At 54.6% G+C, this 19,011-nt stretch carries 20 protein-coding genes; 7 read left to right on the forward strand and 13 right to left on the reverse strand.

Annotation, left to right across the window (positions count from 1 at the left end; genetic code table 11):
* The first annotated feature begins 124 nt into the window (after positions 1-124).
* The gene (codB, locus tag IMQ56_RS21550) at positions 125-1,375 is read left to right on the forward strand and encodes a cytosine permease (protein WP_017382720.1); all 1,251 of its coding nucleotides are present in this window, start codon (positions 125-127) and stop codon (positions 1,373-1,375) included.
* Positions 1,365-2,657 (forward strand): cytosine deaminase, encoded by a 1,293-nt coding sequence (locus IMQ56_RS21555; protein ID WP_015571997.1) that lies wholly within the window; start codon positions 1,365-1,367, stop codon positions 2,655-2,657. The genes codB and IMQ56_RS21555 overlap by 11 nt, the downstream gene beginning before the upstream one ends.
* Before the next feature lie 89 nt (positions 2,658-2,746).
* Here IMQ56_RS21555 and nanQ read toward each other — a convergent pair whose 3' ends face one another.
* The 10 genes from nanQ to zapE all read right to left on the reverse strand — a co-directional run bounded on the left by nanQ (position 2,747) and on the right by zapE (position 11,378).
* Positions 2,747-3,214: an N-acetylneuraminate anomerase gene (nanQ, locus tag IMQ56_RS21560; protein WP_180993958.1), complete on the reverse strand. Its 468-nt coding sequence runs from the start codon at positions 3,212-3,214 to the stop codon at positions 2,747-2,749.
* Entirely contained in the window at positions 3,214-4,086 is an 873-nt protein-coding gene (locus tag IMQ56_RS21565; protein WP_196063912.1) for an N-acetylmannosamine kinase, read from the reverse strand. Before IMQ56_RS21565 ends, nanQ begins: the two co-directional genes overlap by 1 nt.
* A gap of 88 nt (positions 4,087-4,174) precedes the next feature.
* Positions 4,175-5,665 (reverse strand): MFS transporter, encoded by a 1,491-nt coding sequence (locus IMQ56_RS21570; protein WP_015572000.1) that lies wholly within the window; start codon positions 5,663-5,665, stop codon positions 4,175-4,177.
* Between the two features lie 112 nt (positions 5,666-5,777).
* Complete coding sequence (nanA, locus tag IMQ56_RS21575) at positions 5,778-6,671, reverse strand: N-acetylneuraminate lyase (RefSeq protein WP_196063913.1); 894 nt, start codon at positions 6,669-6,671, stop codon at positions 5,778-5,780.
* A gap of 122 nt (positions 6,672-6,793) precedes the next feature.
* The gene (nanR, locus tag IMQ56_RS21580) at positions 6,794-7,576 is read right to left on the reverse strand and encodes a transcriptional regulator NanR (protein WP_017382717.1); all 783 of its coding nucleotides are present in this window, start codon (positions 7,574-7,576) and stop codon (positions 6,794-6,796) included.
* Between the two features lie 102 nt (positions 7,577-7,678).
* The gene (gene sspB, locus IMQ56_RS21585; RefSeq protein ID WP_026080566.1) at positions 7,679-8,176 is read right to left on the reverse strand and encodes a ClpXP protease specificity-enhancing factor; all 498 of its coding nucleotides are present in this window, start codon (positions 8,174-8,176) and stop codon (positions 7,679-7,681) included.
* A 5-nt stretch (positions 8,177-8,181) separates the two neighbouring features.
* Positions 8,182-8,820: a stringent starvation protein SspA gene (gene sspA, locus IMQ56_RS21590; protein WP_150390882.1), complete on the reverse strand. Its 639-nt coding sequence runs from the start codon at positions 8,818-8,820 to the stop codon at positions 8,182-8,184.
* 307 nt (positions 8,821-9,127) lie between these two features.
* Entirely contained in the window at positions 9,128-9,520 is a 393-nt protein-coding gene (rpsI, locus tag IMQ56_RS21595) for a 30S ribosomal protein S9 (RefSeq protein ID WP_003860436.1), read from the reverse strand.
* 15 nt (positions 9,521-9,535) lie between these two features.
* The gene (gene rplM / locus IMQ56_RS21600) at positions 9,536-9,964 is read right to left on the reverse strand and encodes a 50S ribosomal protein L13 (protein WP_003860434.1); all 429 of its coding nucleotides are present in this window, start codon (positions 9,962-9,964) and stop codon (positions 9,536-9,538) included.
* A gap of 289 nt (positions 9,965-10,253) precedes the next feature.
* Positions 10,254-11,378 carry a cell division protein ZapE gene (gene zapE / locus IMQ56_RS21605; RefSeq protein WP_015572004.1) on the reverse strand — a complete coding sequence of 375 codons (1,125 nt, stop codon included), beginning with the start codon at positions 11,376-11,378 and terminating at the stop codon, positions 10,254-10,256.
* Positions 11,379-11,567: 189 nt separating this feature from the next.
* Between zapE and zapG the strand changes: the two genes are divergently transcribed.
* The 3 genes from zapG (at position 11,568) to degS (ending at position 14,664) form a co-directional block, all read left to right on the forward strand.
* Positions 11,568-11,966: a Z-ring associated protein ZapG gene (gene zapG / locus IMQ56_RS21610; protein WP_003860432.1), complete on the forward strand. Its 399-nt coding sequence runs from the start codon at positions 11,568-11,570 to the stop codon at positions 11,964-11,966.
* A gap of 170 nt (positions 11,967-12,136) precedes the next feature.
* Positions 12,137-13,504 (forward strand): serine endoprotease DegQ, encoded by a 1,368-nt coding sequence (gene degQ / locus IMQ56_RS21615; protein WP_015572006.1) that lies wholly within the window; start codon positions 12,137-12,139, stop codon positions 13,502-13,504.
* Between the two features lie 92 nt (positions 13,505-13,596).
* Positions 13,597-14,664: an outer membrane-stress sensor serine endopeptidase DegS gene (degS, locus tag IMQ56_RS21620; protein WP_003860430.1), complete on the forward strand. Its 1,068-nt coding sequence runs from the start codon at positions 13,597-13,599 to the stop codon at positions 14,662-14,664.
* Positions 14,665-14,715: 51 nt separating this feature from the next.
* Here degS and mdh read toward each other — a convergent pair whose 3' ends face one another.
* Positions 14,716-15,654 (reverse strand): malate dehydrogenase, encoded by a 939-nt coding sequence (gene mdh, locus IMQ56_RS21625; protein WP_003860429.1) that lies wholly within the window; start codon positions 15,652-15,654, stop codon positions 14,716-14,718.
* Between the two features lie 397 nt (positions 15,655-16,051).
* Between mdh and argR the strand changes: the two genes are divergently transcribed.
* On the forward strand, positions 16,052-16,522 hold the full coding sequence (gene argR / locus IMQ56_RS21630) for a transcriptional regulator ArgR (protein ID WP_003860428.1): 471 nt from the start codon (positions 16,052-16,054) through the stop codon (positions 16,520-16,522).
* A gap of 378 nt (positions 16,523-16,900) precedes the next feature.
* Positions 16,901-17,164 (forward strand): peroxide/acid stress response protein YhcN, encoded by a 264-nt coding sequence (gene yhcN / locus IMQ56_RS21635; protein WP_006812160.1) that lies wholly within the window; start codon positions 16,901-16,903, stop codon positions 17,162-17,164.
* A gap of 59 nt (positions 17,165-17,223) precedes the next feature.
* On the opposite strand, the gene IMQ56_RS21640 is transcribed toward yhcN, so the two are convergent.
* Entirely contained in the window at positions 17,224-17,496 is a 273-nt protein-coding gene (locus tag IMQ56_RS21640) for a barstar family protein (RefSeq protein WP_003860424.1), read from the reverse strand.
* A gap of 45 nt (positions 17,497-17,541) precedes the next feature.
* Positions 17,542-18,996, reverse strand: a complete 1,455-nt coding sequence (locus IMQ56_RS21645; RefSeq protein WP_196063914.1) for an NAD-dependent succinate-semialdehyde dehydrogenase — start codon at positions 18,994-18,996, stop codon at positions 17,542-17,544.
* Positions 18,997-19,011: the final 15 nt, after the last annotated feature.

Below are 19,011 nucleotides of genomic sequence, written 5' to 3' on the forward strand. Positions count from 1 at the left end.
ACCCTTAAGTTAATGGTGCCTTTTTAAGCAAAAAAGCAGCGTAAATCCCGACGTAAACGTTTGCTTTCATGAAAAAAATGTATATTATGCGGCGGATTTTTTGGCCAAAATTCAAGGAGGCGTTGTGTCGCAAGATAACAATTATAGCCAGGGCCCCGTCCCTCTGGCGGCGCGGAAAGGCGTGGTTCCACTCACTTTTGTGATGTTAGGGTTAACGTTTTTTTCCGCCAGTATGTGGACCGGAGGCACGCTCGGTACCGGTCTTTCCTATAATGATTTCTTCCTCGCAGTTCTCTTCGGCAATCTCCTCCTCGGTATTTACACTGCTTTTCTTGGCTACATTGGCGCAAAAACCGGCCTCTCAACCCATCTTCTTGCGCGTTACTCGTTCGGTATAAAAGGTTCCTGGCTTCCCTCCATGCTTTTAGGCGGTACGCAGGTAGGGTGGTTTGGCGTCGGCGTAGCGATGTTTGCCATCCCGGTGAGTAAAGCCACGGGCATCGACGTGAACATCCTGATTGCAGTTTCCGGCCTGTTGATGACGTTAACCATTTTTTTTGGCATCTCGGCACTGACGATTTTATCCATCATCGCCGTACCCGCTATCGTCATCCTGGGTAGCTACTCCGTCTGGCTGGCGGTGGACGGCGTGGGAGGATTGGACCACCTCAAATCCATTGTGCCGCAGACGCCGCTCAACTTTTCCAGCGCGCTGGCGCTGGTCGTAGGCTCGTTTATCAGCGCAGGCACGCTGACCGCCGACTTCGTCCGCTTTGGCCGCAATGCCAAAGGTGCCGTTCTGGTGGCGATGGTGGCATTTTTCCTTGGCAACTCGCTGATGTTTATCTTCGGTGCGGCAGGCGCTGCCGCCGTAGGACAGGCCGATATTTCTGACGTGATGATCGCCCAGGGACTGCTGCTGCCGGCCATTGTCGTTCTTGGCCTGAATATCTGGACCACCAATGACAACGCGTTGTACGCCTCTGGTCTGGGTTTCGCCAATATTACTGGCCTTTCCAGCCGTACGCTGTCGGTGGTTAATGGCATTATCGGTACGCTGTGCGCGCTGTGGCTATACAACAACTTCGTTGGCTGGCTGACCTTTTTGTCGGCAGCGATTCCGCCGATTGGCGGGGTGATTATCGCCGACTACCTGATTAATCGCCGCCGCTATGCCAGCTTCGACCACGCAAAATTTGTGTCCGTTAACTGGATTGCCATTTTCTCGGTCGCCCTGGGTGTTGCTGCCGGGCACTACATTCCGGGAATTGTCCCCGTTAACGCAGTATTGGGTGGCGTCTTCAGCTATTTGGTGTTAAACCCATTCGCCAAACGTACCCTTGCTAATCCTTCGGAGGTTTCCCATGCAGAATAATTCCCTCACTATCCGTCAGGCCCGTTTGCAGGGGCAAGAGGGTTTATGGCAAATCACGATTGAGGACGGACGCTTCAGCCGTATCGATCCTCAGGAAACCGCCTCTGCGCCAGTCGGTCAGGTGCTGGACGCCGAATGCGGGCTGGTTATCCCTCCTTTCATCGAGCCGCATATCCATCTGGATACAACGCAAACGGCGGGTGAACCGAACTGGAACCAGTCCGGCACGCTTTTCGAGGGAATCGAGCGCTGGGCCGAACGCAAGGCGATGCTTACCCACGAAGACGTTAAAACTCGCGCGATGCAGACCCTGAAGTGGCAAATCGCCAACGGCATTCAGTACGTACGTACACACGTTGACGTCTCGGACCCCACCCTTACGGCACTGAAAGCCATGCTGGAGGTGAAGCAGGAAGTCGCCCCGTGGGTCGATATGCAAATTGTGGCATTCCCGCAGGAAGGCATTCTTTCTTATCCGAACGGTGAAGAACTGCTTGAGGAAGCCGTGCGTTTAGGGGCGGATGTCATCGGCGCAATCCCCCACTTTGAATTTACGCGTGAATATGGCGTTGAGTCGCTGCATAAAACGTTTTCCCTGGCCAGAAAGTACGACCGACTGATCGATGTCCACTGTGATGAAATTGATGATGAACAATCGCGCTTCGTTGAAACCGTTGCCGCACTGGCACATCGTGACGGAATGGGTTCACGCGTGACCGCCAGCCATACCACGGCGATGCACTCCTATAATGGCGCGTATACGTCCCGACTGTTCCGCCTGTTAAAAATGTCAGGCATTAACTTCGTGGCAAACCCGCTGGTTAACACGCATTTGCAGGGCCGTTTCGATACCTATCCCAAACGCCGAGGCATCACACGCGTCAAAGAAATGCTGGAAGCGGAGATCAACGTCTGCTTTGGTCATGACGACGTTTTCGATCCGTGGTATCCGCTGGGAACCGCGAATATGCTTCAGGTTCTGCATATGGGGCTGCACGTTTGCCAACTGATGGGTTACGGGCAAATAAATGATGGGCTTAACCTGATCACTACCCACAGCGCGAAAACGCTCGATTTGCAGGACTATGGCGTGCGCGTTGGGAATACAGCAAACCTGGTGATTCTCCCGGCAGAGAATGGGTTTGATGCAGTTCGTCGCCAGACGCCGGCACGATACTCTGTTCGCCACGGCAAGGTGATTGCCGAGACGGTGCCCAGCCAGACAACCTTGCACCTGACGCAGCCGGAAGCGGTGACGTTTAAGCGCCAGAATATCGAATAACATTGCCGGATGGCGGCTGCGCCTTATCCGGCCTACAAATTGCGTTATGCCCGCAGGCCTGATAAGCGAAGCGCCATCAGGCCTATAAACTACGTGCCCAGCAAGCGGGCGCGTACCTTCACCACGACTTTCTTTATCTCGCCTGGCTCAAGGATTGCGCATCCTGGCTTATGTGGCTCTCCCGGCATAAATACGGCGCACATCCCCGACCGGAGGGTGACACACTGTTCACCTGCAATCTCACTGCACAACTGATAATCTTCTTCAGGATGAAAATCTTCACGCTGGCGTGCCGAGCCCGTCACGCCAAAGAGGATGCGCTCTTCTCCCGTCAATAACACCTGGATATCAATATATTGCTCATGCAGTTCCGCTTTCTTCTGGTCTGGAAACTGCGTGGCAAACGTCATCACGTTCATGAAGATATCCTCACCGCGAAGCTCATAACGTCCTGCCGCTTTTTCCAGCGGACGGGCAGCCAGCGCGAGGGTTAGCGCCTCCAGAAGAACGGGATGCAACCCCGTGGAGGGAAGCGTCCGAATCTCACCAAAAAACATCATCTTTCTCCCTGAGCTAACAGCGCCGCGCCCAGTAAGCCCGCATCGTGTCGATAGTGCGCGGCGGTTAATTCAACGTGATAAACAGAAGGATGCTCCTCAAGATACGCGCGGACCCGCGCCAGATACCCTCCTGCCAGCCCGATGCTGCCGCCAATCACCACGCGCTGGCAGTCCATCACCGCTTTCGTGTCGGCAATAAGCCGCGCAAGTACCTGTGCAGAACGTTGGACCAGTTCCGCCGCCTGTTTATTTCCCTCTGCCGCGCGCGCAAAAATCGTTTTTGCATCGCATCCTGCAAGCTCTCCCCTGGCTGCGGCGGCAATACCGCGACCAGACGCGATGGCTTCCACGCACCCCACGCGACCACAGCCGCATTGCGGGCCGTTTGGATCGGCGAGCGTATGCCCAAGATGCCCTGCCAGTCCGCCGCTTCCGGTCACGAGTTTCCCGTTACTGACTACGCCGCCCCCCACGCCCGTTGAAACAGTCAGGAATACCATGTCTTTAATTTCCTTCGCACTAACGTGATATTCCGCCCATGCCGCAGCCTGAGCATCATTGATCGCCAGGGTCGGCAAACCAGCAATGTCTTCGAGCGTCTGCACCAGCGGAAAATGGTGCAATCCTCCGAGATTTTGCGGGTTAATCGCCAGCAGATTGCCGTCCTGAATGATTCCGGTTGAGGCAATGGCCGCACGCGTTGCCTGGGTCTGTAACGGCTTGACCAGCTCAGCCAGCGCCTCACGCAGTGCGTCAGGCGTCTTACTGGCGGGCGTAGGGCATTCGCGTCGCGCGTGGATCTGTAAACCGTCATCCACCAGGGCGGCGGCAAGTTTAGTTCCACCTATGTCTATCGTCAGTGTCGTCATAGCACCGCCCCGCTCGGAAATGTTTTTATCCCGTTGTGACATACTTCATCCCTTACGAATGTGCCCGGTACAGGTCCGGGCAAGCGGATTAACTTTTGCTTTTCGCTAAAGCGCTTTTATCGCCGCCAAACGGGACGGCTCCGCTGAAAGGTTTACCGTCAATAGCGTCATGCGTACGCAGGGCTTCTGGCCTGATCCAGCGCTGAACGCGGGAGGGCATATCCAGACCAATAAGCAAGATCACCACAAACGTCAGGCCAAAGGAGAGCGATCCCAGGGCCGTGCCCAGCGCCATATCCTGCGACAGCAGCGCGCCAATCACCGGGGCAATCGCGCCGCCCAACGCGCCAACGTTGTAGGTAAAGCCCAGACCCGCCGCACGCTGGTCGGTATCGAAATAGCCGCCGATGAGTTTGGGTAAGATCCCGGAGATCCCCTGCCCCAGCATCTGCTGGAAAAAGAGTAACAAGCCCAACACCCAGACATTGGCGCCGCCGATCGCAAAGACGGGAACAATCAGGAGCTGTGAGGCCAACAGGCTACAGACATAGGCCTTGCGGGTGCCAAGCCAGTCACCGAGAAAACCACCCACGCAGCAGCCTACTGCCGCGCCGAAGCCGCTAAAGAACAGCACCTTCGCCACCGTTGAGGGATCATAGGCCAGGTCGGTTTTCAGATAAGTGGGTAATAGCGCCTGAATCGGCCAGGAGTAGAGAAAGGCGAAGAGTACGACAACCATCAACGTGACGCCCGTCGGCCAGCGTTTACCGCTGCTTTGCACCATAAAGCTGATAAAGACGATGGCGCACAGCAGGCCGAGAATAACGACCAGCCCCGCGTTGTTGAGTTCGCCTGCAAAACAGAACCACAGCGCCGTACCGGCAAACAGCGTCATCGCCATATTGATGACGCGGTATTTGCCGCGATACAGAATATCAACCATGGTGCGCACCGGGGCTTTGCCTTCGTGCTTCGCTTTCCAGTCCTCAGCTTCCGGAATATTTTTCCGCAGCCACAGGGCAAAGACGATGGGCAGAATGCCGATAAAGAACAGCGCCCGCCAGCCCCAGACGGGCACGACAAGGCTGTAGACCTGGGCCGCAACCACGGCGCCGACGGAGAAACCGGAAATCAGAAAACCACTCGCCTTGTTGCGCAGGTGCTTTGGCCAGCTTTCAATCACATAGGTTGCGCTGGAGCCATATTCCCCCGCCATCCCCATGCCTATCACCATGCGGGCGATAAACAGGGTGACGTAACCCGGCGCAAAACCGCAGGCCAGCGTACCGCAGGAAAAGAGCACGATGCTGGTGATCATCGCCAGCTTGCGGCCATAGCGGTCGCCCATGGCGCCCAGCAGCAGGCCGCCGAACCAGCGCGATATAAAGGCCGCCGAAATCAGGCTCGCCGCTTCCACTGTCGTCAGGGCAAACTCGCTTTTTATTTCTGTCAGGACTAAGGCTATCAATACAAAATCGAAGCCATCAAGCAGATATCCCAGCCAGGCGGCGGAGAAGGCGCGCCACTGAGGACGGGTAAGATGGCGGTACCACGGGATGCTTTGGGTAGACTTACTCATTTCACTCTCCCGACGATTTCTCTGTCGTTTTGCCGGATGGCGGCTGCGCCTTATCCGGCCTACGTAGCATGTTTTTGTAGGCCGGATAAGGCGAAGCGCCCCCGGCTATGCGTTAGCGTTTTTCCGCCATTAGCTGCTCCGCCAGCGCTTTCAGCGCTGGCACGAATTTTTCATCCACAGGGGCAAACGGCTTACGGCACAGCGGCACGGATACCACGTCCATATAGTGCAGAACCGTTTTCAGACCACGGAACACCCCGGCTTTAATCAGCAGATCGATCACCGTGTTGCATTCGCTTTGCAGGCACTGTGCGGTGGCGTTATCCCCTTCACGAACCGCTTTAGCGATCGCCTGGTAGCGCCAGCCCATAATGTTGTAGGTGCTGCCGATCCCCCCGTCCGCGCCGGCCAGCAGGCCGGAGGCGAAGATCTCGTCATAACCGTTGTAGAGCACCAGATCCGGATGTTCACGACGGATCTGCTCCATCTGGAAGAGATCGCCGGAGGTTTGCTTCAGCGCGCCGACGCCCGGCAGCGTCACCAGCGTGTTGATCTGATCCAGCGTTAACTTAACGCCGCTTAACGCCGGAATGTTATAGACCACCATCGGCAGACCATCCGCCGAATCAATAATTGCACGGTAATGATCGCAATGTTCTTCAAAGCTAAAGGGATAGTAAAACGGTGTGACGGCGGATACAGCGTCAAAACCGACGCGGGCGGCGGCCATGGCTAACTGCTGGCTTTCCGCCGTGCTGACGCAGCCAACATGGGCGATGAGCGTGATTTTCCCCTTCGCCTCTTCCGCCACAATCTCCATCACCTGCTCTCGTTCCGAAAGGCTCTGTACAAAGGCCTCTCCCGTTGAACCGCCGACGTACAGCCCATCGATACCCTGTTCAATATTGAACCGCACCAGACGGCGCAGGCTTTCTTTATCCAGCATCTGCTCAGAGTTAAACGGGGTCAGGAGTGCGGCCATTACGCCGCGTAATTGCGTTGCCATAGTTACCTCAATCGATCGTGTGTTTGTTATAACGACATACCTTTATACCTGTTATACCAGATCAATTAAGCAGCAGTAGAATACAGAACGCTTATATTGCGATCTGCTTCACTAAAGGATCGTTATTTTTTGGCTTTTGAATGCTGGCCGAAAGCGTGCCAGGTGGCGGAGACGCTGTTAAGGTGAGTTTGCAACGCCCGATCCGCTTCATCGGGATCGCGGCGGCGGATCGCATCCACAATTGCGATATGCTGGCGATAGCTGACTTCATTATGCTGATAAAGCTCTGCGTCCGGCACTTTAGGACGCGCCGCAATTAACCAGTCAAGCAGCGCAACGTGGATCGCATTGAAGATCGGATTGCCGGGGATCTCCGCCAGCACGCGGTGAAAATCGACATCGGAACGAATAAATAGCGTGTTGTCATCCAGGGACTGGCTGTTGATCTCCAGGGCTTTCGTGAGCTGCGCAATCTGATCGTCAGTGGCATATTCTGCGGCATAACGAACGAGGCTGGATTCAAAGAACAGGCGAAGCTGCTCGAAATGGGCAATACCGCCGGGCTGGGTCAGAAAGTCTTTCGCCATTCCCGACAATTCACTGATGATGGTATCGGCAGACGGCATGGTTACGCGGGCACGTTCACCGTTGTTAATCTGCACTAGCCCTTTACGCTTTAGCGCCGCCAGCGCTTCGCGCACCGAGGGGCGACCCACGTTGAAGAACTCCATCAGTTCGCGCTCGGAGGGTAACTGCTCTCCCTGGGCAAATTCCTTCCGACGGATCATCTGCTCCAGCTCTTCTTCCACCATATCAGACAGTTTTTTGCGCGCCAGCGGCCGACGGCGCAGGCTGCGACCAATGGTTTCATCAGAGTTTTCAGCTTTAAGATCAGTCGGTTTCATTGCAGTCCGGTGCCATTGAAGGAAAACAGTTCATCATAACACAGGAAATTAGAGGGGGCGAAAAGGGACGGAAAGCAAAACAGGCCCGTCGGGCCTGTTTGTTTATTTCACAACGCGCAGTGCGGGACGACCACCGCGTGGTGGTGGCTCGTCATCCGGATCGGTGTCATCATTATGATCGGGTTTATCGCCATCGATGACAGACATTACCGTGTCGCTTTCGCGTTCATCGGATGCCTCATCATCATTCAGGCTGGCAACCTCTTCATCATAAGCTGCTTCCGGCTCAAACATGGTGCCCGCACCGTTTTCACGGGCGTAGATAGCCAGCACAGCTGCCAGCGGCACGGAAACCTGACGCGGCACGCCGCCGAAGCGCGCATTAAAGCGCACTTCGTCGTTCGCCAGCTCCAGGTTACCCACTGCGCGTGGCGCAATATTCAGTACAATCTGTCCGTCGCGCGCGTATTCCATTGGAACCAGCACGCCCGGCAACGTCACATCCACAACCAGGTGCGGCGTGAGCTGGTTATCCAGCAGCCATTCATAGAAGGCGCGCAGCAGATACGGACGGCGTGGTGAAAGTTGTGACATTTCCACAGTCATTAGCCTCGGCCGAGACGCATTTCACGTTCCGGTTCAGTTAAAGATGCCAGGAAAGAGTCGCGTTCAAAGACGCGAGTCATATAGCCTTTCAGCTCTTTCGCGCCAGGGCCGCTGAACTCTACGCCCAGGGTTGGCAGACGCCACAGCAACGGAGCCAGGTAGCAATCCACCAGGCTGAACTCGTCGCTCAGGAAGAAAGGCTTTTGACCAAAGACTGGCGCGATTGCCAGCAGCTCTTCACGCAGCTGTTTACGTGCAGTATCCGCTTCAGAAGAGGAACCGTTGACGATAACGTTCATCAGCGAGTACCAGTCTTTCTCGATACGCTGCATGTACAGGCGGCTTTCACCACGCGCAACAGGATAAACAGGCATCAGCGGCGGATGCGGGAAACGCTCATCCAGGTATTCCATAATGATACGGGATTCCCACAGGGTCAGCTCGCGATCCACCAGCGTCGGTACGCTTTGGCTCGGGTTGAGATCGATCAGATCCTGAGGCGGGTTATCCTTTTCCACATGCTCGATCTCAAAACTGACACCCTTCTCGGCCAGCACGATACGAACCTGATGGCTATAAATGTCAGTAGGACCAGAAAACAGCGTCATTACCGAACGTTTGTTGGCAGCGACAGCCATGAAAACCTCCAGGTATATTCAGAATTTTTACTGCTACCAGCCCAACGGGGCCAGCCAGATGATGTATCGCCCATCCCAGAGAAGACACATTGTTCAAGAATCGAACAAAAATCGAGTATTCACCGATATTTGGGCAGAAAATTGGATGATAGTTTACCAGATTTTGATGGCTTTGTGGTGAGGGGATTCCGGAAATGTGGAAAAAGAGAAGATATATGAAATGTTACTGTGGATAACCTGCGCATTATCCATAAAAAAACCCGCCGAAGCGGGTTTTTCGCCAATCGTTCTGCGTAAGCAGAATGGATTAACGTTTGGAGAACTGTGGACGACGACGTGCTTTACGCAGACCCACTTTCTTACGTTCAACCTGACGAGCGTCACGAGTAACGAAGCCAGCTTTACGCAGTTCAGAACGCAGGGATTCGTCGTACTCCATCAGCGCGCGGGTGATACCGTGACGGATCGCACCTGCCTGACCGGAGATACCACCACCTTTAACGGTGATGTACAGATCCAGTTTTTCTACCATATCAACCAGTTCCAGCGGCTGGCGAACTACCATGCGGGCAGTTTCGCGACCGAAGTATTGTTCCAGAGAACGCTGGTTGATTACGATTTTACCACTGCCCGGTTTGATGAAAACGCGAGCTGCGGAACTTTTGCGGCGACCAGTGCCGTAGTATTGATTTTCAGCCATTGCCTATAATCCCGATTAGATGTCAAGAACTTGCGGTTGCTGTGCCGCGTGGTTGTGCTCGTTGCCTGCGTAAACTTTCAGTTTACGGAACATAGCACGACCCAGCGGGCCTTTTGGCAGCATGCCTTTAACCGCGATTTCAATCACACGCTCAGGACGGCGGGCAATCATCTCTTCAAAGGTCGCTTCTTTGATACCACCGATGTGGCCGGTGTGGTGGTAGTACATTTTGTCAGTACGCTTGTTGCCGGTAACAGCAACTTTGTCAGCGTTCAGAACGATGATGTAATCTCCGGTATCAACGTGCGGAGTGTATTCCGCTTTATGCTTACCGCGCAGGCGACGAGCCAGTTCAGTAGCCAGACGGCCCAGAGTTTTACCGGTCGCGTCAACAACATACCAGTCGCGCTGTACGGTTTCTGGTTTAGCTGTAAAAGTTTTCATTAAAAGCTTACCCAAATAATAAGTTACACGTTGGTGAACACCTAAACGTTTAGTCAGTTGAGGTTCACACGACAAAGTCCGGCAAACCTACCCCTTCGAATAGCACATGCCGACACATAGAAAGTTTCGGGAAAAAAACCTTCTCGTAACGTGGGGTCGCAAGATTATAGAGAAGTTGAGGTCAAAGATCGACCCTTAAATGTGATTTGGAATGGGTTTTTCGGGGTCAGGTATTGTGCGGTCTGGTGCCCTCACCCCCAGCCCCTCTCCCACGGGGAGAGGGGAGCATTTATGGCATATGCTCGCGCTTGAGGTACTCTTCGCTCTGCATCTCTTGCAGGCGCGACAGGCAGCGCTGGAACTCAAACTTCAGGCGCTCGCCCTGATAAACCTCATATAAAGGCACCTCGGCGCTGACCACCAGCTTAACGTGGCGCTCGTAAAACTCATCTACCAGCGCGATGAAGCGGCGCGCTTCGCTCTCCATGAGTGGGGTCATAACGGGCACATCCCACAACATAACGGTATGGAACAGACGCGAAAGTGCAATGTAGTCATGCTGGCTGCGGGCGTCCACGCAGAGCGTTGCAAACGAGACGGCCAGCGTCTGGTTTTCTACGCCAAGCGTCGGCAACGGACGATGATTAATCTCCAGCGCTGGCGCGTTACCCCGCGGCGCTCCCGCCAGCGCCAGCCACAGTTTATCCATCTCGCGGGCTGTGTCGGCGTTCAACGGCGAAAGCCACAGGTGTGCCTGCGTTAATGTGCGCAGTCGATAATCGACGCCGGCATCGACGTTCATGATGTCGCAGTGCTGTTTGATAGCATCAATGGCCGGCAGGAAACGCGCCCGCTGGAGACCATTGCGATAAAGCTCATCCGGCGGGATATTGGAGGTCGCCACCAGAGTGATCCCACGCGCAAACAGCGCTTTCATGAGGCCCCCCAACAGCATGGCATCCGTAATATCGGAAACAAAGAACTCGTCGAAGCAGAGCACGTCCGTTTCCGCCTTAAAGCGATCGGCCACAATGTCCAGCGGGTCGGTTTCGCCCTGGAGCGCCGTCAGCTCTTCATGGACCCGCAGCATAAAACGGTGAAAGTGCAGGCGCTGCTTACGCGTGCCGGGCAGGCTCTGGTAGAACATGTCCATTAGCCAGGTCTTACCCCGCCCAACGCCGCCCCACATATATAAGCCACGAACCGGTGCGTTTACCGTGGGCTCTTTTTTGCCCAGTAAACGGCCGAATGCCGCCTTCAGCCCACTGCTCTGCACCGCATCGGCGGGTTTCGCCAGAAGTTCCTGATAAATCGTGTCCAGGCGGTTAACCGCTTCACGCTGGACATCATCCGGCTGGTGTGTGCCCTCGCTCAGGGCCAGTTGGTAACGCGATGAAGGGGACAGGTTTTGCATGATGTTGTTGTTATTCCTTTAGTTAAACCTCACCAGCGCGCGTGGCTGATGAAAAAAAGGCCGTTCTACACTACGCGATGATACGTCAGGATTCCACTTCTGCGGAAATAGCGGTTATAGTGGCATAATCAGGCACAGGCAGGAGCCGAGCCAACACCCTACGGAACAACAAGACAACGGGAGAAGTTCATGACCTGGGAATATGCGCTAATCGGTTTAGTCGTCGGCATCATCATTGGTGCTGTGGCCATGCGTTTCGGTAACCGCAAATTGCGTCAGCAGCAGTCACTGCAATACGAACTGGAAAAGAACAAAGCTGAACTGGAAGAATATCGCGAAGAGCTGGTCAGCCACTTTGCCCGTAGCGCTGAGCTGCTGGACAACATGGCGACAGATTATCGCCAGCTCTACCAGCACATGGCGAAAAGCTCCAGCAGCCTGCTGCCGGAAATGACCGCGGAGACCAACCCCTTCCGCAATCGTCTGGCTGATTCTGAAGCCGGTAACGATCAGGCTCCGGTTCAGATGCCACGCGACTATTCAGACGGCGCGTCCGGCCTGCTGCGCGGTGGCGTAAAACGCGATTAATCGCACAACCTGAATAAATTTTACGGGCGTACCTTATGCGCCCGTCCTTTCTTCCCGTCCCCAGCTATTATTTAGTCAAACACCTCATTGTTCAGCGGTTGAAAATTCAATAACATCAAGATGTTTTTGGGGCCGTTCTTTTTCATTCCAGGATACGAGAGTCAGCATCAATGAAGAAAAAAAACCAGCTGTTGAGCGCCTTAGCGTTAAGTGTCGGGTTATCTCTCTCGGCGTCCTTCCCCGCCAGTGCGGCACTGCCTTCGCAGGTACCTGGACAAGAAGCCATTCCCAGCCTTGCGCCGATGCTTGAAAAAGTCCTGCCTGCGGTAGTCAGCGTTCAGGTGGAAGGGACGGCACGCCAAAGCCAGCGTATTCCTGAAGAGCTGAAGAAATATTTTGGCGAAGACGCGCCGGATCAGCAGGCTCAGCCGTTTGAAGGCCTGGGCTCAGGGGTGATTATCGACGCGGCTAAGGGCTATATCCTGACCAATAACCACGTGATCAGCCAGGCCGATAAAATCAGCGTTCAGCTGAACGATGGTCGGGAGTTTGACGCCAAACTGATCGGCGGTGACGATCAGAGTGATATCGCCCTGCTACAGGTGCAAAACCCCAGCAACCTGACCCAGATCGCCATTGCAGATTCCGATAAGCTGCGCGTCGGTGATTTTGCCGTCGCAGTCGGTAACCCGTTCGGTTTAGGCCAGACCGCCACCTCCGGGATTGTCTCCGCCCTGGGGCGCAGCGGCCTGAATCTCGAAGGGCTGGAAAACTTCATCCAGACCGATGCCTCCATCAACCGGGGCAACTCCGGCGGTGCGCTGCTTAATCTGAACGGTGAGCTGATCGGCATCAACACCGCTATCCTCGCGCCAGGCGGCGGCAGCATCGGGATTGGTTTTGCCATTCCGAGTAACATGGCGAAAACCCTGTCTCAACAGCTGATTCAGTTTGGCGAGGTTAAGCGCGGTCTGCTGGGCATCAAAGGCATGGAGATGAGCGCCGATATCGCCAAAGCCTTTAAGCTCAACGTCCAGCGCGGGGCGTTTGTCAGCGAAGTGCTGCCCAACTCAGGCTCTGCGAAAGCGGGTGTGAAATCCGGCGACATTATTGTCAGCCTGAACGATAAACCGCTGAGCAGCTTCGCTGAATTACGATCACGTATTGCCACCACGGAGCCGGGCGCTAAAGTGAAGCTGGGCCTGATCCGCGAGGGCAAACCACTGACCGTGGAAGTGACGCTGGACAAGAGCACCTCCTCTTCCGCCAGCGCAGAACAGATCTCCCCTGCTCTACAGGGCGCTACGCTGAGCGACGGTCAGCTTAAAAACGGCACGAAAGGCATTACCGTCACTACCGTTGAGAAGAGCAGCCCGGCCGCGCAGGCAGGTTTACATCAGGACGACGTGATCGTGGGCGTGAACCGCACTCGCGTGCAGTCTATTGCCGAAATGCGTAAGGTGCTGGAGAGTAAACCGGCGGTCATTGCCCTGCAAATTATCCGTGGCAACGACACTCTCTACATTTTACTGCGTTAACCATTTGCGACTCCGGACATCGCCGCTGCGTGTGATGTCCGGATAACTCATGTTATGCTGCAAACCGTTCCTTTTTTAACGACACACGCATCATGCTTTTAAAGCTCTTTCGTTCAATTGTCATTGGTTTGATCGTTGCCGGTCTGCTGCTGGTGGCTATGCCATCTTTACGCCAGTTCAACAAACTGTCGGCTCCTCAGTTCGACAGCACGGATGAAACGCCTGCAACGTACAATCAGGCGGTACGCCGTGCTGCCCCCGCCGTGGTTAACGTCTATAACCGCGGGCTTAACAGTTCCGCTCATAACCAGCTGGAGATCCGCACGCTCGGTTCCGGTGTGATCATGGATGACCGGGGCTACATCATCACCAATAAACACGTCATTAACGATGCCGACCAGATTATCGTCGCCTTACAGGATGGCCGCGTGTTTGAAGCCCTGCTGGTGGGGTCGGACAGCCTTACCGACCTGGCGGTGCTGAAGATCAACGCCACAGGCGGTCTGCCGACAATCCCGATTAATCGCAAACGCACCCCGCACATCGGCGATGTGGTGCTGGCGATCGGTAACCCGTACAACCTGGGCCAGACCATCACTCAGGGGATCATCAGCGCGACCGGTCGAATCGGCCTGAACCCGTCAGGGCGGCAGAACTTCCTGCAAACCGATGCCTCAATCAACCACGGTAACTCCGGCGGTGCGCTGGTGAACTCTCTCGGCGAACTGATGGGCATTAACACCCTCTCGTTCGACAAGAGCAACGACGGCGAAACGCCGGAAGGGATTGGCTTTGCCATTCCGTTCCAGCTGGCGACCAAGATCATGGACAAGCTGATCCGTGATGGCCGCGTGATCCGTGGCTACATCGGTATTGGCGGGCGTGAAATCGCGCCGATGCATACGCAGGGCGGTGGTATCGATCAGATCCAGGGGATTGTGGTCAACGAAGTGGCGCCTGGCGGCCCGGCGGCCAACGCAGGTATCCAGGTGAACGACGTTATCCTTTCCGTCAACGGTACGCCAGCGGTCTCTGCGCTGGAAACCATGGACCAGGTGGCTGAGATTCGCCCGGGCTCCATCATCCCTGTTGAAGTCATGCGTAATGACAAGAAGCTGACGATTCAGGTCACCATCCAGGAATACCCGGCCACTAACTGACGGGCATAAAAAAACGGAGCTTAACGCTCCGTTTTTTTTACCGGGATAAGATCACTTGTTAACGAATTCTTCGCCCAGCGTAATGTCTTTCTTCAGCGTATCCAGCATGCCTTCCATCGCGTTTTGCTCAAACGCGCTCAGCGTGCCGATAGACTTACGCTCTTCAACACCGTTTTTACCCAGCAGCAGCGGCTGAGAGAAGAAGCGCGCGTGTTCACCGTCGCCTTCAACATAGGCGCATTCAACAACGCCTTTTTCGCCCTGCAACGCGCGAACCAGAGACAGGCCGAAACGTGCCGCCGCCTGGCCCATAGACAGGGTTGCAGAACCGCCACCCGCCTTCGCTTCCACCACTTCGGTGCCTGCGTTCTGAATACGTTTGGTCAGGTCAGCCACTTCCTGCTCGGTGAAGCTCACGCCCGGGATCTGCGACAGCAGAGGCAGGATGGTCACGCCAGAATGACCGCCGATAACCGGCACTTCCACTTCCGTTGGCTGCTTGCCTTTCAGCTCAGCCACGAAGGTATTGGAGCGGATGATATCCAGCGTAGTTACGCCGAACAGTTTGTTCTTGTCGTAAACGCCCGCTTTCTTCAGCACTTCTGCTGCGATAGCAACGGTGGTGTTCACCGGGTTGGTGATGATCCCGATGCACGCTTTCGGGCAGGTTTCAGCAATCTGCTGAACCAGGTTTTTCACGATGCCCGCGTTGACGTTGAACAGGTCTGAACGATCCATACCCGGTTTACGCGCAACACCCGCGGAGATCAGCACCACGTCGGCACCCTGCAACGCAGGACGCGCATCTTCACCGGAGAAGCCTTTGATTTTCACAGCTGTCGGGATGTGGCTCAGGTCAACCGCCACACCTGGGGTTACCGGAGCAATATCGTACAGGGAGAGTTCTGAGCCTGAAGGCAGTTGGGTTTTCAGTAGTAGGGCAAGCGCCTGGCCGATACCACCAGCAGCGCCGAGGACTGCGACTTTCATCCTAAACTCCTTATTATGGTTAACTTAAGTATCTGTAACTCCGTTGCGGCGACCATAATTCAGCACGTCATTAATTACAATTTTCATCGCTAAAGAATTTGAGGTCGCACGTCTTTCGCCTTCACCTGAATACTATCGGGATGCAGGCAACAACGAATTAAGAGGGGGTTACAATACACCCTGCCACGCCACCAAAACAACATCATTTTGATAACATTTAATTTACTTTTAAGCTTATTTGCGCGGCGTGACCCAGGCATGTTTTCCGATAACGAAATCTGATAAAATCTCTCCCTTTCATAACATTATTTCAGCCTGGTGCCAGGTAGATAATTTGCATAAAAATTCATCCACATGCATAATAATGTTGTTTCTATCGTCATATTCCGGGTGACTTATGCGAAGCTCGTCTAAGCAAGAAGAATTAGTGAAGGCGTTTAAAGCGCTACTCAAAGAAGAGAAATTCAGTTCTCAGGGAGAAATTGTTCAGGCGTTGCAGGAACAAGGCTTCGACAACATCAACCAGTCGAAGGTCTCTCGCATGTTAACCAAGTTTGGTGCGGTGCGTACGCGCAACGCCAAAATGGAAATGGTTTATTGCCTGCCTGCTGAACTTGGCGTGCCAACGACCTCCAGCCCGCTGAAAAACCTGGTTCTGGACATCGACTATAACGATGCCGTGGTCGTGATCCACACCAGCCCGGGCGCAGCCCAGCTGATTGCCCGCCTGCTGGACTCGCTGGGTAAAGCAGAGGGGATCCTCGGGACCATCGCCGGCGATGACACCATTTTTACCACCCCGGCAAATGGTTTCTCGGTGAAAGACCTCTACGAAGCGATTCTGGTCCTGTTCGAACAGGAGCTGTAATTGTCTGCCCCGTAGCGCCTGGCTGCGGGGATCATTCTGCTTTTACCGCGTTTTACCCTGCTTTTCTCTGCCTGCTACTTTTGCAAATAGTGCTTTTTACCGCCTGTTAACATTCATTCAGTGAATGATCTGCCGCAAAATCGCACAAAAAATTAAATTACCATACCCCTTTGATTTAAATAAGAAAAAACCACAAACCTCGCATTGTGACGCCCTTTTTTATGCATTCTCGTTATAAAAAATGAATTTTTTAACGCGTAATAACAGACGAAACCATTAGTCTGGTATTAATTTTTTGCGTGATTAGTGTATACTTGATTTTGTGATGAGGGTCACAGAACAAAGACCCCAGTAAAATAATTGACGAGGTAAATAATCATGAAAATTAAAACCACTGTAGCTGCCCTGAGCGTACTGTCAGTCCTGTCATTCGGTGCGTTTGCAGCCGACACCATCAATGCTGAACAGGCACAATCCCGTCAGGCTATCGGGACTGTTTCTGTTGGCGCCATCGGTACGTCTCCGATGGACATGCACGAAATGCTGAACAAAAAAGCGGAAGAACAGGGTGCGTCATCCTATCGCATCATCGAAGCGCGCAGTGGCGACCACTGGCACGCTACCGCAGAACTGTACAAATAAACCCTCGTCGTATCTCATCATACGACTTGCCCCTGACCTCCCGGTCAGGGGCTTTTTTATCACTGGCGCACGTTGAAACGCAGTTGCCCTTCCAGCTCCTCCTCCGCTTCATCAAACAATAAAATCAATGCGCCAAAGCGTCTGCGTAGTTTTTCAGGCAGATGGGTAAATTCGATTTCCAGCGGTAACGGCAGACGATCGCCGGTAACCACATCCCACAGCATATCAAGATTGCTTACGCTGCCCCGCTCCAGGTCGAACGCCCGAATAAACTCGCGATAGAAGTCTTCCTGACTCTCAATTTCGTCAAAATCAAAGGTATAAATTTTCATTGCCAGCCACCCGGTACAGGCGGGCGGCAAATGCCGCCCTGTCTATTATAATCCCCCGATATGCAGGGTTTTGACTTCCAGAAACTCCTCCAGCCCCAGCACGGAACCTTCGCGGCCCAGCCCGGACTCTTTTACGCCCCCAAACGGACCCAGTTCGGTCGAGACAGCACATTCGTTAATTCCGATCATGCCGCTCTCAATGGCCTGCGAGACGCGGAACACGCGCGAGAGATTCTGGGTATAAAAGTAGGCTGCCAGCCCGTAAGGCGTATTGTTAGCGCGCATAACCACTTCGTCTTCCGACGTGAAGCGGAAGCAGGCGGCAACGGGACCAAAGGTCTCCTCTTCTGCCAGCTTCATGCCTTCATGGCAGTCACCGAGTACGGTTGGCATCCAGAAGTTGCCGCCAAGTTCGTGCGGTTTACCCCCAGCCAGCACCGTGGCGCCCTTCGCTACCGCATCTTCGACGTGCTCACGGACTTTTTCGACAGCCGAAGGCTCAATCAGCGGGCCGACAACGACGCCCTCGTCCAGACCGTTCCCCACCTTCAGCGCCTTCACCGCATCGGCAAGTTGATTGACAAACTTGTCATAGACCGTCTCCTGAATATAGAAACGGTTTACGCTGACGCAGACCTGCCCAGCGTTACGGAACTTATTGGCGATCGCGCCTTTGACGGCGGCCTCAATATCCGCGTCCTCGAAAACGATATATGGCGCATTACCGCCCAGCTCCATCGATACCTTTTTCATGGTCTCTGCGGAATTGCGAACCAGCGTTTTCCCGACGGCGGTTGATCCGGTAAACGAGATTTTGCGCACGTCATGGCTGGCCATAATGGCGTCGCTAATTTCTGAGGTGCTCCCCGCGACCGCATTCAGCACACCGTCCGGCACACCGGCCTGCTTCGCCAGCGTCAGCAGCGCAAAGGCGCTCAGCGGCGTGTTGTTTGCAGGCTTGATGACGCCGGTACATCCTGCTGCCAGCGCCGGGCCGAGCTTACGGGTGAGCATAGCCATCGGGAAGTTCCATGGCGTAATAGCAGCAACCACCCCGACAGGTTCACGAGTGGCCAGAATACGGGAGCCGGGTTTAACCGGAGGAATGATTTCACCGTTGGCGCGCTTGGCCTGCTCGGCAAACCACTGAATGAAGCTGGCAGCGTAGTCCACCTCACCCTCAGCCTCTTTCAGCGGCTTGCCCTGCTCGGTAGTCATCAGCCGCCCGAGCCAGCTTTTGTTCTCGATAATCAGTTCATACCAGCGATAGAGGATCGCGGAACGCTCTTTTGCCGTTTTTGCGCGCCATGCGGGAAAGGCCTTCGTCGCGGCCGCAATGGCCTCTTCGGTTTCGACTTTCCCTGCTTTCGCCACTTTCGCGACCACCTCGCCCGTGGCCGGGTTTAGCACATCAAACGTGGTGTCGAGTGTTTTCCAGATACCGTTAACCAGATACCCGGTCTGAAAAAGAATACTGTCCTGAAGAGCCTGGGTTGTCATGTGTCCTCCCTTCCT

The sequence above is a fragment of the Enterobacter sp. Res13-Sevr-PEC09-46 genome (genome assembly GCF_015672585.1).
GTDB lineage: Bacteria > Pseudomonadota > Gammaproteobacteria > Enterobacterales > Enterobacteriaceae > Enterobacter > Enterobacter hormaechei_C.

Coding starts and splice junctions, on each gene's coding strand:
- IMQ56_RS21555 (WP_015571997.1), top strand. CDS start 1,365: ATGCAGAATAATTCCCTCACTATCCGTCAGGCCCGTTTGCAGGGGCAA.
- nanQ (WP_180993958.1), bottom strand. CDS start 3,214: ATGTTTTTTGGTGAGATTCGGACGCTTCCCTCCACGGGGTTGCATCCC.
- IMQ56_RS21565 (WP_196063912.1), bottom strand. CDS start 4,086: ATGACGACACTGACGATAGACATAGGTGGAACTAAACTTGCCGCCGCC.
- IMQ56_RS21570 (WP_015572000.1), bottom strand. CDS start 5,665: ATGAGTAAGTCTACCCAAAGCATCCCGTGGTACCGCCATCTTACCCGT.
- nanA (WP_196063913.1), bottom strand. CDS start 6,671: ATGGCAACGCAATTACGCGGCGTAATGGCCGCACTCCTGACCCCGTTT.
- nanR (WP_017382717.1), bottom strand. CDS start 7,576: ATGAAACCGACTGATCTTAAAGCTGAAAACTCTGATGAAACCATTGGT.
- sspA (WP_150390882.1), bottom strand. CDS start 8,820: ATGGCTGTCGCTGCCAACAAACGTTCGGTAATGACGCTGTTTTCTGGT.
- rpsI (WP_003860436.1), bottom strand. CDS start 9,520: ATGGCTGAAAATCAATACTACGGCACTGGTCGCCGCAAAAGTTCCGCA.
- rplM (WP_003860434.1), bottom strand. CDS start 9,964: ATGAAAACTTTTACAGCTAAACCAGAAACCGTACAGCGCGACTGGTAT.
- zapE (WP_015572004.1), bottom strand. CDS start 11,378: ATGCAAAACCTGTCCCCTTCATCGCGTTACCAACTGGCCCTGAGCGAG.
- zapG (WP_003860432.1), top strand. CDS start 11,568: ATGACCTGGGAATATGCGCTAATCGGTTTAGTCGTCGGCATCATCATT.
- degQ (WP_015572006.1), top strand. CDS start 12,137: ATGAAGAAAAAAAACCAGCTGTTGAGCGCCTTAGCGTTAAGTGTCGGG.
- degS (WP_003860430.1), top strand. CDS start 13,597: ATGCTTTTAAAGCTCTTTCGTTCAATTGTCATTGGTTTGATCGTTGCC.
- mdh (WP_003860429.1), bottom strand. CDS start 15,654: ATGAAAGTCGCAGTCCTCGGCGCTGCTGGTGGTATCGGCCAGGCGCTT.
- argR (WP_003860428.1), top strand. CDS start 16,052: ATGCGAAGCTCGTCTAAGCAAGAAGAATTAGTGAAGGCGTTTAAAGCG.
- yhcN (WP_006812160.1), top strand. CDS start 16,901: ATGAAAATTAAAACCACTGTAGCTGCCCTGAGCGTACTGTCAGTCCTG.
- IMQ56_RS21640 (WP_003860424.1), bottom strand. CDS start 17,496: ATGAAAATTTATACCTTTGATTTTGACGAAATTGAGAGTCAGGAAGAC.
- IMQ56_RS21645 (WP_196063914.1), bottom strand. CDS start 18,996: ATGACAACCCAGGCTCTTCAGGACAGTATTCTTTTTCAGACCGGGTAT.